This is a genomic window from Mammaliicoccus sp. B-M6 (assembly GCF_022386965.1).
In the GTDB taxonomy this organism is placed as follows: Bacteria; Bacillota; Bacilli; order Staphylococcales; family Staphylococcaceae; genus Mammaliicoccus; species Mammaliicoccus sciuri_A.
Genome location: NZ_JAJNHJ010000009.1, coordinates 1 through 16,396, shown reverse-complemented (window position 1 = coordinate 16,396; position 16,396 = coordinate 1). Strand labels below are relative to the sequence as shown.

Here is a 16,396-nt window from a genome sequence, read left to right as displayed (position 1 = left end):
AACATCATCATATTTGTAATAAAGGTGCATTCGCTTAAGTAATGTGGCACATTTTCAGCAACCATGTACTCTCTAATTTCACATTATCTAATCTACTTGTCCTTTAAGTCATTTATATAATAATTTCTCGTTCTAAAAAAATCAAACAAAACGTTTTAATCTGTTAAGTACTTTATATCGACCTAACAACGCAATTGTATTCGGCAATTCAGGGCCATGAGTTTGACCTGAAACAGCAACACGTATAGGCATAAATAATTGTTTACCTTTGATGCCTGTTTCTTTTTGAACAGCTTTAATTGATTTTTTAATTTCTGCTGGTTCAAATGGCTCTAAAGTTTCAAGTTGTTTCACAAGTTCAGCCATAACAGTTGGAACTTGTTCACCATCTAAGACTTCTTGTGCTTCATCACTGAAATCAAGATGTTCTCTGAAGAATAACTCAGATAAAGGAACAATTTCTCCAGCATAACTCATTTGTTGTTGATATAAACCTACTAAGTCTCTTGCCCAAGATAATTCAGCTTCAGATGGACTTTCAGGTAATAGACCTGCTTTAACCATGTGAGGAATTGTCATTTCAAAGACTGTTTCAGAATCTTTTTCTTTCATGTATTGGTTATTAATCCATTCTAATTTTTTCTTATCAAAGAATGCTGGTGATTTAGAAAGACGTTTTTCATCGAAGATCTTAATAAATTCTTCTTTAGAGAAGATTTCTTCTTCGCCTTCAGGAGACCATCCTAATAAACCAATAAAGTTAAAGATTGCTTCAGGTAAATAACCTAAATCTTTATATTGTTCGATGAACTGTAGAATTTGACCATCACGTTTACTTAATTTTTTACGCTCTTCATTAACGATTAATGTCATATGCGCAAATTGTGGAGGCTCGAATCCAAACGCTTCATAAATCATAAGTTGCTTAGGTGTGTTTGAAATATGGTCATCACCACGAATAACGTGTGAAATTTCCATGTAGTAATCATCAATCGCAACTGCAAAGTTATAAGTTGGAATACCATCTTTTTTAACGATTACCCAGTCGCCGATACCATTTGAATCAAATGATACTTCACCTTTAACGATGTCATCGAATTTATATTCTTTATCTTGTGGCACTCTAAAGCGAATACTTGGTTGTCTACCTTCTGCTTCAAATGCTTCTTGTTCTTCTTTTGTTAAGTGTGCGTGTTTACCACCATAACGAGGCATTTCACCTCTTGCAATTTGCTCTTCGCGTTCTGCTTCTAATTCTTCTGAAGTCATATAACATTTATACGCTTTATCTTCAGCTAATAATTTTTCAATTAATGGCTTATAAATGTCGCCACGTTCAGATTGACGATATGGACCGTATCCTCCGTCTTTATTAACAGACTCATCCCAATCTAAGCCTAACCATTCAAGGTTAGAAAATTGTGATGCTTCTCCGTCTTCTAAATTTCTGGCTATATCTGTATCTTCAATACGTATAACAAAGTCCCCATTATAATGTTTCGCAAATAAATAGTTAAATAATGCGGTTCTTGCGTTACCGATGTGTAAGTAACCAGTCGGACTTGGCGCGTATCTTACTCTTACTTTGTTACTCATCGTCTCACTCCTGTTTTATTCTTTACTTGTTAATAATACCACAGCTTGTGCTTGTATGCCTTCTTCTCTTCCTAGAAATCCTAATTTTTCATTCGTTGTTGCTTTTACATTTATATCTTCAATAGACACGTCTAATACTGAAGCAATTGCACTTCGCATTTGATCTATATAAGGCCTGAATTTAGGTTGTTCCGCTACAATTGTAGCATCTACATTCCCAAGTTTATATCCTTTTTTCAAAACTTGTTCATAAGATTCTTTAAGCAATAACTTTGAATCTGCATCTTTAAAAGCTGGATCTGTATCTGGGAATAGCTTTCCTATATCTCCTAGACTTGCAGCACCTAGAATAGCATCCGTAATTGCATGGAGCAACACATCTGCATCACTGTGACCATTTAAACCATGTGTATGTTCAATCTCAAGACCACCAATGATCAATGGTCTTGTCGGATCAAATTCATGCACATCATAACCGTAACCTATTCTAAACATCGCAAATACCTCGCTTCTCTAGTATAGAATGTGCAATGATTAAATCTTCGTGGGTTGTAATTTTGATATTGTCGTAATCACCATTTGATATGTGTACTTTATACCCTGCTCTCTCTACTAACGAAGCATCATCTGTACCTAAATAATTTTGTGCTTCTGCTTGTTCATAAGCTTTTAAAATTATGTCTCTTTTGAACGCTTGAGGTGTTTGAACTTGCCACATTGTTGAGCGATCGTAAGTTTGTTCAACAACACCATCGATAACTTGCTTAATTGTGTCCTTAGCTTGAACTGCTAAAATCACTGCATCTTTTGTTAAGGCATTTTGATATAATTGATTGATTTTTTCTTGTGTAATAAATGGTCTTGCACCATCATGAACCATTACAACTTCAGTATCAATCAATACTTTCAAAACTTCATTAATGCTATGTTGTCTTTCTTGACCACCTGGAATAACACCAGCAACTTTACTAAAGTCCTTTAAATGGTCTTCCATTAATTCAACTTCGTCTGGATGTGCAGCAATAAAAATCTGTTCACATGAATCTATTTCTTGAAACACGGCAACAGTTTGACGAATAATTGTTTCACCGTTAATTTCTAGAAATAATTTGTTGATTTCAGTTCCCATCCTTTTACCTTGTCCAGCTGCAGGAATGATTGTCGTAAACCCCAATTTATGACACCTTCTTCGCAAATATAATTCTACCAGAGGAAGTTTGTAGTAAGCTCATCACTTCAACAGGAATTGTCTTTCCTATATATTCTCGCCCTTTTTCAATGACGACCATTGTACCATCATCAAGATAACCAACACCTTGATCATCTTCTTTACCTATTTTCGTAATTAATAAATCGAAAATATCCCCTTGGTGTAGTACTGGTTTAATCGCTTCTGATAAATCATTTACATTTAGAACTTTTATACCTTGAAATGCACATACTTTATTCAAATTATAATCTGTTGTAATAATACTTGCTTGATATCGCTTAGCTAAATTGATTAAAAGGGCATCTACATCTTTATGTGTAGACGTTGGTTCAATAATTGAAATCGAGAAATCCGTTTTCTTCAATTCATTTAATATATCTAACCCACGTTGTCCTTTATCGCGTTTAACACTGTCTTTAGCATCTGCAATGACTTGTAACTCTTCAATTACACCTTGAGGTACGAGAATTTCTCCATCTATAAAATGACACTTCACGACGTCTAATATTCTCCCGTCAATAATGGCACTTGTATCTAAAATTTTGGCGTATTTTGAAGTTGTTTGTCTCGTTAAAGAATTTGATATACTTTCTGGAAATAATCGTAATATTTCTTCTCGCTTTTGCAAACCAATCTGAAAGCCTAGATAACATAAAAAAGCAGCAATAATAATAGGTAAAATATGTTTCAGAACTGGTGCACCGATCATTTCTAATATAAACGAAACCATAACCGCGATCATTAAGCCTATCATGACACCAACTGTGGCGAAGAATATTTCAAGAATACTCCTTTTTAATAAATATTTTTCTCCTTGATCAGCCATGTCTACAATCTTATCAATCAAAAACCCAAACAATAGGAAAATAACAACCGCACCTATAAGACCATCGATATACGGATTGGTCAGTACTTGTTCGGGTTGAATACTAAACGCATTAATCAGTTCTGGAATCACCATAATGCCTAGTGAGGAACCTATGACTAAATAACACAGTATGATTAGTCCTTTTAAAATTTTCATACGTTAACCTCCTAATGGTTAATTATGCATTAAAAGCAATTTTCAATGCTTCTCTTGTTGTTGATACGCCAATTACTTCTGTACCTTCAGGGAATTCTAAACCTTTAATATTATTTTTAGGTATGATAATACGTTTAAACCCTAATTTAGCCGCTTCTTGTACACGTTGATCAATTCTAGCAACCCTTCTTACTTCACCTGTTAAGCCAACCTCTCCTACGAAACAATCATCACCTTTAGTAGGTTTATCTTGGAAACTTGAAGCTATTGCGATAACAATACTTAAATCTACTGCGGGTTCACTTAATTTTACACCACCAGCAATTTTGATATATGCGTCTTGTTGTTGTAATAAGAAATTCTCTTTCTTCTCTAATACAGCCATCAATAAGCTTAATCTATTGTGATCAATACCTGTTGCCATTCTTCGTGGATTATGAAAAGTCGTTGGCGTCACTAAAGCTTGTACTTCAACTAAAATAGGTCTCGTACCTTCCATAGTTGCCACAATAGTCGAACCCGATACATGTTTCGTTCTTTCTTCTAAGAACATTTCAGACGGATTTTTAACTTCGTTAAGACCCGTTTGCTTCATTTCAAAAATACCCATTTCATTTGTTGAACCAAAACGGTTTTTGACTGCTCTTAATATTCTGTATGCATGATGTGTATCGCCTTCAAAATATAATACTGTATCTACCATATGTTCTAACAAACGTGGACCAGCAATTTGTCCATCTTTCGTTACGTGTCCAACAATAAATGTAGCAATGTTCATTTGTTTTGCGATGTGCATTAAATTTTGTGTACATTCTCTAACTTGAGAAACAGAACCTGGCGCAGAAGTGACTTCAGGGTGGAAGACAGTTTGAATGGAATCTATTACTAATACATCTGGTTTTTCTTTTTGAACCATACTATGTATAATCTCTAAATTCGTTTCAGCATAAACATTTAATTCTCCTGAATCTTCAACTAATCTTTCAGCTCTTAATTTTGTTTGTCTTACAGATTCTTCACCTGAAACATATAAGACATTTTTTTGTTGAGATAAAGCCGCACAAATTTGTAATAATAATGTGGATTTACCAATACCAGGGTCACCACCAATGAGTACAAGCGAACCTTCTACAACACCGCCACCTAAAACGCGATTAAATTCATTGATTTTTGTCTTAATTCTAGGTGTATCTTCTTCTTTAACGTCTTTTAATTTTTCTATTTTTTGTGCGGGTACATCTGACTTGAATGTATTTTTAGGACCTTTAGTTTCTTTATGTTCTATTGATTCTTCCATTTGGTTCCATGCACCACAATTAGGGCATTTCCCCATCCATTTTGGAGATTGATATCCGCAGGCTAAACACTCAAATATTACTTTCTTTTTGGCCATTCATGTTACCTCCGTATTAATTGAATAGTTATATTTTAAACTTGACTGACATTAAAAACAAATTAATATACTTTAAAATCAATATAAAAGCCCGCAAACTATTATGATAAATAGCTTGCGGACTCATTATAATATTAAATTAACATTGTTGATTTTTAAGCTTTTGAAGTTTCTTCTGCTTCTTTATCTTCCTTATGATCTGATAAATCGAATTTAAATTCATCATCTCTATAATCTACAATGACATCTTTACCTACTAAATCTTGTCCAGATAAGATTAATTCACTTAAATTATCTTCGACGTGTTTTTGAATAGCACGTGTTAATGGTCTTGCACCATATTCTGGATCAAATCCTTCATCAGCAATTTTTTCTTGTGTTGAATCTGAAAGCGTAATGTGAATACCTTGTTCTGATAATCGTTTCGTTAAGTTACCAGCCATTTTATTCACAATTTCTTTAAGATGTGTTTTTTCAAGTTTGTGGAAGACGATAATATCATCTACACGGTTTAAGAATTCTGGTCTAAATTGTTGTTTTAATTCATCCATCATTGTTTTCCTGATAGTTTCGTAATCCGGTCCACTTTCTTTAGCACCGAATCCAACAAATTTAGCATTTTGTAATTCTTGTGCACCAACGTTTGATGTCATGATAATGACAGTATTTCTAAAGTCTACTTTACGACCTTTAGAATCTGTTAAATGACCATCATCTAACACTTGTAACAAGATATTAAATACATCTGGATGTGCTTTTTCAATTTCGTCAAATAGGATAACCGAATATGGTTTACGTCTTACATTTTCAGTTAATTGTCCACCATCATCATGACCTACATAACCTGGAGGAGAACCTACTAAACGACTGACAGAGTGTTTCTCCATAAACTCACTCATGTCCACTCTGATCATAGCATCTTCTTCACCGAACATTGCATCAGCTAATGTACGTGCAAGTTCAGTTTTACCAACACCTGTTGGTCCTAAGAATATAAAGCTACCAATTGGTCTCTTAGGATCTTTAAGACCAGCACGGGCACGTCTTACTGCTTTAGAAATAGATTTAACTGCATCGTTTTGACCGATTACACGTTCATGTAAGATAGTTTCTAAGTTTAGTAATCGCTCTGACTCAGTTTCGTTTAATTTCGTAATTGGAATACCTGTCCAATTTGCGACAACGACTGCGATATCTTCAGCAGTTACACAAGTGTTTTTCTCACCTTGTACTTTTTTCCATTCGTTTTTAGTATCTTCTAATTGTTTTTCAAGTTTTGTTTGTTTATCTCTTAAATTAGCTGCATTTTCAAACTCTTGAGAATGTACGGCAGCATCTTTTTCTTTCTTAACTGTTTCTAATTCTGATTCAAGTTCTTTAAGACTTGGAGGTGTTGTATAGTTTCTAAGTCTTACTTTAGAACTTGCTTCATCGATTAAGTCGATTGCTTTATCAGGTAGGAATCTATCTGAAATGTAACGGTCACTCATATTAACGGCCGCTTCAATCGCTTCATCTGAAATATTAATACGGTGATGCGCTTCGTAACGATCTCTCAAACCTTTTAAAATCGCAATTGAATCTTCAGTATTTGGTTCATCAACTGTTACAGGTTGGAAACGACGTTCTAATGCAGCATCTTTTTCAATATATTTACGGTATTCATCTAATGTAGTTGCACCGATACATTGTAGTTCACCACGAGCTAATGCTGGTTTCAAGATGTTTGATGCATCGATAGCACCTTCTGCTCCACCTGCACCAATCAGTGTGTGTAACTCATCGATGAATAACACAATATTGCCTGCTTGATGAATTTCTTCCATTACTTTTTTAAGTCTTTCTTCAAATTCACCACGATATTTAGTACCTGCTACAACAGTACCCATGTCTAATGACATAACGCGTTTACCTTTTAATGTTTCTGGTACTTCGTTTTGTACGATTGCTTGTGCTAAGCCTTCAACGATAGCCGTTTTACCGACACCTGGTTCACCGATTAATACCGGATTATTTTTAGTTCTTCTACTTAACACTTCAATGACACGTGTAATTTCATCTGAACGACCAACTACTGGATCTAACGTACCATCTTGCGCGATGACTGTTAAGTCTCTTGCTAATCCATCTAAAGTTGGTGTTGCTTGATTTTTAGTCGTTTGAGCATTTTTTGAACCTTGTTCTGGACTGCCTAATGATTTAACAACTTGTGCTCTTGCTTTCGTGATATTTAAATCTAAATTAGCAAATACACGTGCTGCCACACCTTCGTTCTCACGAATTAATCCAAGTAATAGATGTTCTGTTCCAACAAATGTATGGTTTAACTTTCTTGCTTCATCCATTGAAAGTTCAATTACTTTCTTAGCTCTTGGTGTGTAATGAATCGCACCAACTTGTTCTTGACCTTGGCCAATTAAGTTTTCAACTTCTTTTGTTACTTTTTCTTCAGTAATACCGAAAGCATCTAACACTTTTGCTGCAATGCCTTCAGGTTCTTTCATTAAACCTAATAATAAATGTTCCGTACCTATATTTGAATGATTCAATCTCATTGCTTCTTCTTGTGCATGCGCTAATACACGTTGCGCACGTTCTGTTAATCTACCAAATAGCATAAACTAACCTCCTATTTTATATATGTTCTCTTAAAAAGGTTGCTCTTTGTTCATCTACAGATTGTTCCGAGTCATTACCTTCAAAGAATGGTGTTTGTATTGTAACCATTAAATTATCAAAATTAAAGTTATTACTCTCGATATGTCCTAAATCTATACCCAGTTTCATTTCACTTAATCTTAATGAAGCTTCTTCAACAGATATTAATTGTGCAGATTTCAATATACCTTTCGCACGATGAACTCTGTCTTTTGTTTCCATATGATTAAAGCGATCAAGTCTTTGTCTAATTTGTTCTTCTTCACTAATGATTTGTTCAACAATTTGAGTTAAATCTTCAATGATTTCTTCTTCAGTCTTACCAAGTGTTAATTGATTGGATATTTGATACACATGACCAAGTGCACCTGTACCTTCACCATAAATACCTCGAATAGTATATCCGAATCTATTGATAGCTTGTCCAATTCGTTTCATACGTTTCATAATGCTTAAGCCAGGTAAGTGCAACATAACACTCGCTCTTAACCCTGTTCCAATGTTCGTTGGACAAGTCGTTAAAAATCCGTGCTGTTCATCATATGAAATCGTTAGATGTTTATCAAGCTCATCATCTAATTTAGATGCTGTTTCATACAACTCGTTTAGCACGAGATTGTGACCCATAACTTGTATTCTAACGTGATCTTCTTCGTTGATCATAACACTTGTTGATTCATCTTCATTTAATAATACTGCACCAAATTTCTGTTTTGTCAGAGCTGGGCTAATAAGATGTTTGAACACGAGTTTATTCTGATCTAGTTCACTTAAATCTGATAACTTCGTCAATTTCAATTCTGATAATGCTTTACTCACTTTTTCTATTACTTTGTTGCCTGTTTCGTCATCTTCTTCATATTTGAGCGGATGAACTTCGTCTTGAAGGTTACGTGCAAGTCTTATTCTAGAACTCATGACAATTGGCGTGTCTTCTGTTTCTTTCATCCAATCGCTAATATGTTCATTCATATGCTCTTCCATTTACTCGACCTCACCTTCTGCTTTCAATGCTTTTATTTCATCTCTTACAACTGCTGCATCTTCAAAGGCTTGCTCTTCAATTAAGCCTTGGAGTATTTTTTCTTTCTCAGCAATTTGTTGTTTGAGTTGTATTTTACTTCTTGAAGATACAGGTATTTTACCTGTATGCTCCCCACTGCCCGCTTGAACTCTTCTAATAATTTGCGGTACATCATCTTTAAAAGTTTCATAGCAGTCATGACAACCAAACTTACCAACTTTAGCAATATCTGTTAAAGTCATGCCACAAGTAGGACAGTGCTTTTCTTCTTGTGGTTGAACTTGTTTAAAGTTAATACCATGTTTACCTACTAAATATTGTAGAAATTGGTTCACAACAAATTCTTGGTCCAAATTTTGATCACTCATATGATCATCTTGGAAATAAAAATGTTCTGAAGCACAGTTTTTACATATCCATTGTTCTGTTTTATGTTTCTTACCTGTTGATGTTAATTGAATTGTTGCTTCTTCTTTACCACAAATTTCACAAAGCATACTGTCACTCCTTTTTAACTATAATGTATGACGGCAAGTATACGTTTCAATATATTTGCTCGAATAATATCTCTATATGGTATTTCTATTTGCAATGTATCTCTATGAAGCGTTTGAACAATCATTTTTTTCTCTCTATCTGTAATTAAGTCATTTTCATACAAACCATCCACAATTCTAAATGCATTTGCTTGTGAGATTTGATCGCCTGTCAATTCAATTAGATGTCTAATGAATGCTGATTGACTATTCGTTTCAACTTTTGAAATACGAATGTAACCACCGCCGCCTCTTTTACTTTCAATAGCGTATCCGTGCTCATTTGTAAATCTTGTTTTTATAACATAGTTTAATTGGGAAGGTACACAATCAAACTTTTCAGCAATATGTGCACGTTTAATTTCAACGACATCTCCTTGAGCCTCCTCTAGCAATTGCTTTAAGTATTGCTCAATGATATCCGACATGTTGTGCATTAATTCATCACCTCTTTTGACCTTCTTTGACTATATTATATGTTCTGTTGTTTATTATTTCAATTAATTTGTTTCTTTAAAAATTTTTAAAATTTTATACCGCTTTCAAAAGAAATAAGTTATCATATAAGGTAGGTTATGATTGAGTATAAACGAAGGGAAAGGTGTGTCAATTATGCATTATATTATCGGGATTATCGGTATCTTATTATTCCTATTTCTAGCATGGTTAGTAAGCTCTGATAAAATGCGTGTCAGATGGCAGTATATAGGATTAATGATCGTAATCCAGTTTATATTTGCTTTCTTATTATTAAAAACAACAGGTGGATTAACTATCATAGGTGGTATTTCAAGTGGTTTTGGCTACATCATAGCAAAAGCTATGGAAGGGATAAACTTCGTATTTGCGGGTATTGCAAATATCGATCCTAAGACAGATAAGCCTGTTTCAGTTTATTTCCTTAACGTATTAATGCCAATTGTGTTTGTATCAGCACTTATCGGTATTTTACAATACCTTAAAATCTTACCTCTTATCATTAAATATTTAGGTTTAGTCATTTCTAAAGTTAATGGTATGGGTAAATTAGAATCATATAATGCGGTCGCATCTGCAATTTTAGGTCAATCAGAAGTGTTTATTTCTATCAAAAAACAACTTCCATTAATTCCTAAACATCGTATGTATACATTAACAGCTTCAGCTATGTCTACTATATCTGCATCAATCGTTGGTGCATATTTTACGATGGTTGAACCAAGATACGTTGTAACAGCTATCGTATTAAACTTATTTGGTGGATTTATTATGGCATCCATTATTAATCCATATACAGTAGATCCAAAAGAAGACGACATCATGATTCAAGAATCAGAAGAAAAACAATCATTCTTCGAAATGTTAGGTGAATATATTTTAGATGGTTTCAAAGTTGCCGTTATCGTAGCAGCAATGTTAATCGGTTATGTTGCATTAATCGGACTATTAAATGGTGTTACGTCTAACATTTTAAGTTTCGTTTCTGGTGGTACAGTTTCATGGGACTTCCAAACATTAATTGGATTTGTATTTGCACCATTCGCTTTCTTAACAGGGGTTCCTTGGGCAGATGCAGTACAATCAGGTAGTATTATGGCTACTAAAGTTCTTTCAAATGAATTTGTTGCGATGGGTATTCTACCTGATGCAGATATTTCAGAAAGAGCAAATGGTATCATTTCAGTATTCTTAGTTTCATTCGCAAACTTTGGTTCTATTGGTATCATCGCGGGTGCTGTTAAATCATTAAATGATAAACAAGGGGATAATGTCGCACGCTTCGGTATTAAATTATTATACGGTGCAACATTAGTATCATTCTTATCAGCTACAATCGCAGGATTTTTCTTATAATAAATAGAAGCAGTCTACAGAACAATAATCGTTCTGTAGACTGCTTTTTTGTTTATTATACTTGTTCTATTTGATATTGTTTTACGATTTCTTCAATGAAATACGCCATAATTTTGTAGTCTTCAGTAAGTTCCGGATGGAATGAAATACCTAAGTATTGATTTTGTCTTACAGCTACAATTCTATCTTCAACCTTAGATAATACCTCCACACCTTCATGAGCTGATTGTATGTGAGGTGCACGTATAAATACTGCATTAACCGCTTCTTCAATACCTTTAACATCTAAATCTTGTTCAAAGCTATCTACTTGTCTACCAAATGAATTTCTCTCAACAACAACGTCCAATTTATTTAAATGACTTTCTTGGCCAACTACTTCTTTCGCTAAAAGTATTAACCCCGCACAAGTTCCATACATAGGTAAGGAACTATTTCTTAGTGCTTCTGTAAAGCAATATAAATCCATTAAACGACGCATAGTCGTTGATTCTCCACCAGGTAAGACTAAACCATCAATTTCATCTAACTGCTCTACATGCTTAATTGTAATACCTTCATGGCCAGCTTTTTCAATATGCTTAATATGTTCTCTTACAGCACCTTGTAAACCTAGGACACCTATCTTCATATTACCATCCACGCTCTTGCATACGTTCTTCTAATGATAATTGATTGATGTCTAAACCTTTCATAGCTGGTCCTAATTCTTTAGACAATTCAGCAATTAATTTATAATCTTGATAATGTGTAGTTGCTTGAACAATAGCTTTAGCAAATTTTTCTGGTGCTTCAGATTTAAAGATACCAGATCCAACGAATACACCATCAGCGCCTAATTCCATCATTAATGCAGCATCAGCTGGCGTTGCTACCCCACCTGCTGCAAAGTTTACAACTGGTAAACGACCTAGATCTTTAATTTCTTTTAATACTTCATATGGTGCACCAATATTTTTAGCTTCAGTCATAATTTCGTCGTCACTCATCACAACTAATTTACGTACTTCTGCATTCACTTGTCTCATATGACGAACTGCTTCAACTATATTACCAGTTCCTGGTTCACCTTTCGTACGTAACATTGCAGCACCTTCACCAATTCTACGTGCAGCCTCACCTAAATTACGGCAACCACAAACAAATGGCACTGTAAATTCATCTTTTTTCAAATGATATTCTTCATCTGCTGGTGTTAACACTTCTGACTCATCAATATAATCTACGCCCATTGATTCCAATACACGTGCTTCTGTGATATGACCAATTCTACCTTTAGCCATAACAGGAATAGATACAGCATTCATAACTTCTTCTACAATACGTGGGTCAGCCATTCTTGCTACCCCACCAGCTGCTCTAATATCAGATGGTACGCGTTCTAATGCCATTACAGCAACAGCACCTGCTTCTTCAGCTAATTTAGCTTGTTCGGCATTAACCACATCCATGATTACGCCACCTTTTTGCATTTCTGCCATACCTCTTTTAACTTTATCTGAACCAGTAATTTTTGACATCGTAAAACTTCCTCCTTTTAAATCGCTTACTAGTAGGTTATACTAAATTCTGAACTGGTAAAAGAGTCAGATTTATCAAATAATTAGTGGTCAGTTTTCGAGGTGAATAAAATGGAAATGCTCATGTTCAACATCAATAGGAAGATTAATACGCCTATATACATACAACTATATGAAAATATCAAAAAAAATATTATTAACGACGTTATGAGGTATAACGAAAAATTACCTTCAAAAAGGCAATTAAGTCATTATTTATCGGTAAGTCAAACAACGATAGAACACGCTTATCAGCTACTTTGCGATGAAGGTTATATCTATAGTAAAAATCGTTCTGGCTTTTATATTAATGACATCGTTAATCTACCGGTAACCTATAAAACGAAAATTCCTGAAGCTCACTACATAGAAGAACAAAAGTATCAATATAGCTTTAAATTAGGTGCAATAGACAAAACGCATTTCCCGAATGACCTTTTTAGAAAATACGCTAAAGAAGCATTTGATGAACAACAAATAGATTTATTAGATAGTGGCCATAAGCAAGGTGATTTTAATCTAAGAAAAGAAATCAGTTATTATGTCTTTCATAGCCGTGGCGTAAATTGTTCACCAGATCAAATTGTCGTTGGGTCGTCAACAGAGCAGTTATTATCCATTATTACGGATATCATTTCAGAGTCTAAATATATGATTGAAGATCCTCTATACAAACAAGTGAGAGATCTATTAAAAAGAAAACATATCCCATTTGATTTTATTCCAGTTACACAAAATGGGATTGATATAGAGCAAATTATCAAGACGGATAGTGATGTTGTGTATATAACACCTAGTCATCAATTTCCAACTGGTGTCATTATGGACTTAAAACGACGAACACAACTCATTAAATGGGCTTCAGAACGAGACAATCGATTTATTATTGAAGATGACTATGATTCAGAATTTAGATATAGTGGAAGGCCGATACCAGCACTACAAAGTTTAGATCATTCAGATAGCGTTATATATGTCAGTACGTTCTCTAAATCTATTTCGCCTTCATTGCGAGTGGCCTATGCTGTACTTCCGAAAAATTTAATTGCTTTATATCACAAAAAGACAAACATAGAAGGTGGCACCGTACCAAGACATACCCAATATATGTTAGCAAGGTTTATGAATGAAGGTCATTTCGAAAGACATTTAAATCGCATGAGAAAAATATATCGAACTAAAAGAGATATTATACTCGAACAACTCAAAAAATATCCTGAAACCTTTTCGATTTCAGGGGAATTAACGGGAATGCATTTTATATTAAATGTTCATAATGGTTTATCTTTAGAGGAATGTATAAGAAGAATTGAAGCATGCAATATCGATATTAAACCCCTCTCTCATTATCGCTTTAAACAAACTGATGAGAAACCTCACTTTGTTCTCGGATTCGGTGGTATTAATATTGAAGATGCCAAAACACATATCAATAGTTTAATAGAATGTTTAACCAAATAAAAAAAGACTTCGCAATGAAGTCTTTTTTTATTTGCTATGACTTAAACTTTGTAATTTCATTAATTCATTTCTAATGCTTGTATATTCTTTTAATTCTGGTAAATCAATTTTTTCATAGTCTGCATTAAAGACCACTTTCTTACAAATATTCTCATATGTCGTTAAATAAAGTCCTAAGTCATGATCTGATAGCGTCGTAATCTTACCTTGTGCATAAGCTCTTTCTAACGTAAATGCTAATTGTTCAACTGTAAATATAATCGGATAAACATATTCAATCTTTTTAACTTTGTTATCCATTTCATTCAACGCAGCTTGATACATTGCCTTCGTATTCATGATTTCAGTGTGCAAATCTGTGATGATTTTTGATTTTGCTATATTATGATGATACTTATTAGAAGAAAATATTGCATGTAACAAACTTGCTTGTAGTTTTAACGTATTATTAATCGTCTTAGGTAATTTTTTAGACGCTTGATTTCTTCCTACTATTAGTACACCAATTAAACCTATTACTGAACCTATTACTACATCAACAATTCTTGGCATCACTAAATATGTATCGAAATGTTGAGTGATTGCTGCTGACATTAAAAGAACATTCGGTGTAATAAATGTGACTGCAATTGTATAATTAAATGCGACTAATAACTCAGCTGTTCCCATCAAGATAGCCATTAGTATGACAATCGTCCATGTATTAGGCTCAAATGCTAAAATTAAAATTGCAACTAACATACCCGTAATTGTACCTACTGTTCTTTGCAATGCTCTTTGGATTGTAGAGAGTGATGATGAACCTAATAATACAGAACAACAAGATATTGGTATCCAATAAGCTCTTTCAAACCCCATACCAAATGCGATGATAACTGAAGTAAATAATATAATTCCATATTGCATAGAAGACATTAAAACTAATGAATCTCTTGATAAATTTTCCTTAATAATTCTTGAGTACATCGGTTTTCTATATTTAATTTGTTTATCAAATTGCAAATTCTTATCGTTAAGAATCATGACTGTATCATTAATTAATTCAGCTAATGACTTTATGTAAGAGCTTTCTCCATCATATTCAATCGGTACATATTGAGCAGATTCACTACCTGCAATTCTAAGCTGAATATAAGTAAGTGCTTCACTTATTTCTTTTGGTAACACTTCATAACCTTTAGACGATAATTCTAAGCAGGCAGACCATATAGCTTCAGCACGCCCTTTTAACTGCAACATTCTATTATAACCATGCGTTTTATTCCAAAAAGCATTAGCAGTTGTTAAAGTATTTGTTGCATGATGTATCGCATTTAAAGTATTACTACGTGCATCATCAAATTTTTTCCCACTAAAATTTCCAGTTAAAATTGCTAAATTCTTATAAATATTTGATACACTTTCAGCTTCCGGCTTTTTATGATTAAACATTGCATCAATTATTACAACAATTGTACTAACAATACCCCCACATAAAACAAGTAATCCTCAAACAAGTAATCCTCTGTTCAGGAAATCCTCAGGCATAATTGGCATAATAGAAGCTACACTATATGTAAGTACAAAGAATAAAGAAGAAGGACCAGGTATTTGAAAAGCTTTTAAAACGAAATGACCTATCATCCCTATAAGTCCTAATACTAATGCATATAAAAATGGAATCGTGATTGTAATCGTTCCTAACATGATACAAATACTTAATACTATAGAAACTGCTATAACTTTTCTAATTCGTGAAGGATATGATCCATTAATAATGTATATATTACTAAATGATCCTAATAACGCAGTTAGTCCTAGATCGAATCTTCCAAGTAATACACTTCCAGCTAAAATGATAAAAACAATGATGGCTTGCATAAATGCTTTTTTAGTTGCTAAATTATTTTTATTCACTTTAAACATCACTTCAAAATATTTTTTCATGTCATATCTCCTCTCACAATTTTCAAGCAAAAAAAAGAGACCTAACAGGTCTCGAGTGCGACTCATCGCATCCATTTATAAACATTTGCCCGGCAACGTCCTACTCTCGCGGAACGTAAGCCCAACTACCATCGGCGCTAAAGAGCTTAACTTCTGTGTTCGGCATGGGAACAGGT

The 16,396-nt window shown here is 33.9% G+C and carries 15 protein-coding genes and 1 rRNA gene; 2 read left to right on the top strand and 14 right to left on the bottom strand.

The features are described 5' to 3' along the window. Positions 1–141: 141 nt before the first annotated feature. The 9 genes from gltX to LQ693_RS04900 all read right to left on the bottom strand — a co-directional run bounded on the left by gltX (position 142) and on the right by LQ693_RS04900 (position 9,878). Positions 142–1,596 carry a glutamate--tRNA ligase gene (gltX, locus tag LQ693_RS04940; protein WP_107572783.1) on the bottom strand — a complete coding sequence of 485 codons (1,455 nt, stop codon included), beginning with the start codon at positions 1,594–1,596 and terminating at the stop codon, positions 142–144. 15 nt (positions 1,597–1,611) lie between these two features. After that, entirely contained in the window at positions 1,612–2,091 is a 480-nt protein-coding gene (gene ispF, locus LQ693_RS04935) for a 2-C-methyl-D-erythritol 2,4-cyclodiphosphate synthase (protein ID WP_107572782.1), read from the bottom strand. Continuing rightward, the gene (gene ispD / locus LQ693_RS04930) at positions 2,084–2,770 is read right to left on the bottom strand and encodes a 2-C-methyl-D-erythritol 4-phosphate cytidylyltransferase (protein ID WP_107572781.1); all 687 of its coding nucleotides are present in this window, start codon (positions 2,768–2,770) and stop codon (positions 2,084–2,086) included. The genes ispF and ispD overlap by 8 nt, the downstream gene beginning before the upstream one ends. A 1-nt stretch (position 2,771) precedes the next feature. Further along, positions 2,772–3,830: a PIN/TRAM domain-containing protein gene (locus LQ693_RS04925; RefSeq protein WP_103360791.1), complete on the bottom strand. Its 1,059-nt coding sequence runs from the start codon at positions 3,828–3,830 to the stop codon at positions 2,772–2,774. 22 nt (positions 3,831–3,852) lie between these two features. Beyond that, positions 3,853–5,223, bottom strand: coding sequence for a DNA repair protein RadA (gene radA / locus LQ693_RS04920; RefSeq protein WP_025904845.1), 1,371 nt, complete (start codon positions 5,221–5,223; stop codon positions 3,853–3,855). Positions 5,224–5,378: 155 nt separating this feature from the next. Next, a complete protein-coding gene (locus LQ693_RS04915; protein WP_107572780.1) occupies positions 5,379–7,841 on the bottom strand; it encodes an ATP-dependent Clp protease ATP-binding subunit in 2,463 nt (820 codons plus the stop codon). Between the two features lie 16 nt (positions 7,842–7,857). Then, positions 7,858–8,865, bottom strand: coding sequence for a protein arginine kinase (locus tag LQ693_RS04910; RefSeq protein ID WP_025904843.1), 1,008 nt, complete (start codon positions 8,863–8,865; stop codon positions 7,858–7,860). Further along, positions 8,866–9,402 carry a UvrB/UvrC motif-containing protein gene (locus tag LQ693_RS04905; protein ID WP_025904842.1) on the bottom strand — a complete coding sequence of 179 codons (537 nt, stop codon included), beginning with the start codon at positions 9,400–9,402 and terminating at the stop codon, positions 8,866–8,868. Between the two features lie 14 nt (positions 9,403–9,416). After that, positions 9,417–9,878 (bottom strand): CtsR family transcriptional regulator, encoded by a 462-nt coding sequence (locus LQ693_RS04900; RefSeq protein WP_025904841.1) that lies wholly within the window; start codon positions 9,876–9,878, stop codon positions 9,417–9,419. A 175-nt stretch (positions 9,879–10,053) separates the two neighbouring features. Between LQ693_RS04900 and LQ693_RS04895 the strand changes: the two genes are divergently transcribed. Continuing rightward, positions 10,054–11,274, top strand: coding sequence for a NupC/NupG family nucleoside CNT transporter (locus LQ693_RS04895; RefSeq protein ID WP_103360789.1), 1,221 nt, complete (start codon positions 10,054–10,056; stop codon positions 11,272–11,274). 55 nt (positions 11,275–11,329) lie between these two features. On the opposite strand, the gene pdxT is transcribed toward LQ693_RS04895, so the two are convergent. Both pdxT and pdxS read right to left on the bottom strand, forming a co-directional pair. Next, complete coding sequence (gene pdxT, locus LQ693_RS04890; RefSeq protein WP_103360788.1) at positions 11,330–11,905, bottom strand: pyridoxal 5'-phosphate synthase glutaminase subunit PdxT; 576 nt, start codon at positions 11,903–11,905, stop codon at positions 11,330–11,332. 1 nt (position 11,906) lies between these two features. After that, entirely contained in the window at positions 11,907–12,794 is an 888-nt protein-coding gene (gene pdxS, locus LQ693_RS04885) for a pyridoxal 5'-phosphate synthase lyase subunit PdxS (RefSeq protein ID WP_025904838.1), read from the bottom strand. 111 nt (positions 12,795–12,905) lie between these two features. On the opposite strand from pdxS, the gene pdxR reads away from it, so the two are divergent. Then, complete coding sequence (gene pdxR, locus LQ693_RS04880; protein WP_107565220.1) at positions 12,906–14,294, top strand: MocR-like pyridoxine biosynthesis transcription factor PdxR; 1,389 nt, start codon at positions 12,906–12,908, stop codon at positions 14,292–14,294. A gap of 27 nt (positions 14,295–14,321) precedes the next feature. On the opposite strand, the gene LQ693_RS04875 is transcribed toward pdxR, so the two are convergent. The 3 genes from LQ693_RS04875 to rrf all read right to left on the bottom strand — a co-directional run. Next, complete coding sequence (locus LQ693_RS04875; protein ID WP_233670824.1) at positions 14,322–15,725, bottom strand: FUSC family protein; 1,404 nt, start codon at positions 15,723–15,725, stop codon at positions 14,322–14,324. Positions 15,726–15,782: 57 nt separating this feature from the next. Beyond that, entirely contained in the window at positions 15,783–16,220 is a 438-nt protein-coding gene (locus tag LQ693_RS04870; RefSeq protein ID WP_232339621.1) for a hypothetical protein, read from the bottom strand. A gap of 87 nt (positions 16,221–16,307) precedes the next feature. Next, positions 16,308–16,396, bottom strand: a 5S ribosomal RNA gene (gene rrf / locus LQ693_RS04865); the annotation flags it as partial.

What these genes read in the sequence shown, in the direction of transcription:
- gltX (WP_107572783.1), bottom strand. Translation starts at nt 1,596, where the DNA reads ATGAGTAACAAAGTAAGAGTAAGATACGCGCCAAGTCCGACTGGTTAC.
- ispF (WP_107572782.1), bottom strand. Translation starts at nt 2,091, where the DNA reads ATGTTTAGAATAGGTTACGGTTATGATGTGCATGAATTTGATCCGACA.
- LQ693_RS04925 (WP_103360791.1), bottom strand. Translation starts at nt 3,830, where the DNA reads ATGAAAATTTTAAAAGGACTAATCATACTGTGTTATTTAGTCATAGGT.
- radA (WP_025904845.1), bottom strand. Translation starts at nt 5,223, where the DNA reads ATGGCCAAAAAGAAAGTAATATTTGAGTGTTTAGCCTGCGGATATCAA.
- LQ693_RS04915 (WP_107572780.1), bottom strand. Translation starts at nt 7,841, where the DNA reads ATGCTATTTGGTAGATTAACAGAACGTGCGCAACGTGTATTAGCGCAT.
- LQ693_RS04910 (WP_025904843.1), bottom strand. Translation starts at nt 8,865, where the DNA reads ATGGAAGAGCATATGAATGAACATATTAGCGATTGGATGAAAGAAACA.
- LQ693_RS04905 (WP_025904842.1), bottom strand. Translation starts at nt 9,402, where the DNA reads ATGCTTTGTGAAATTTGTGGTAAAGAAGAAGCAACAATTCAATTAACA.
- LQ693_RS04900 (WP_025904841.1), bottom strand. Translation starts at nt 9,878, where the DNA reads ATGCACAACATGTCGGATATCATTGAGCAATACTTAAAGCAATTGCTA.
- LQ693_RS04895 (WP_103360789.1), top strand. Translation starts at nt 10,054, where the DNA reads ATGCATTATATTATCGGGATTATCGGTATCTTATTATTCCTATTTCTA.
- pdxT (WP_103360788.1), bottom strand. Translation starts at nt 11,905, where the DNA reads ATGAAGATAGGTGTCCTAGGTTTACAAGGTGCTGTAAGAGAACATATT.
- pdxS (WP_025904838.1), bottom strand. Translation starts at nt 12,794, where the DNA reads ATGTCAAAAATTACTGGTTCAGATAAAGTTAAAAGAGGTATGGCAGAA.
- pdxR (WP_107565220.1), top strand. Translation starts at nt 12,906, where the DNA reads ATGGAAATGCTCATGTTCAACATCAATAGGAAGATTAATACGCCTATA.
- LQ693_RS04875 (WP_233670824.1), bottom strand. Translation starts at nt 15,725, where the DNA reads ATGTTTAATCATAAAAAGCCGGAAGCTGAAAGTGTATCAAATATTTAT.
- LQ693_RS04870 (WP_232339621.1), bottom strand. Translation starts at nt 16,220, where the DNA reads ATGAAAAAATATTTTGAAGTGATGTTTAAAGTGAATAAAAATAATTTA.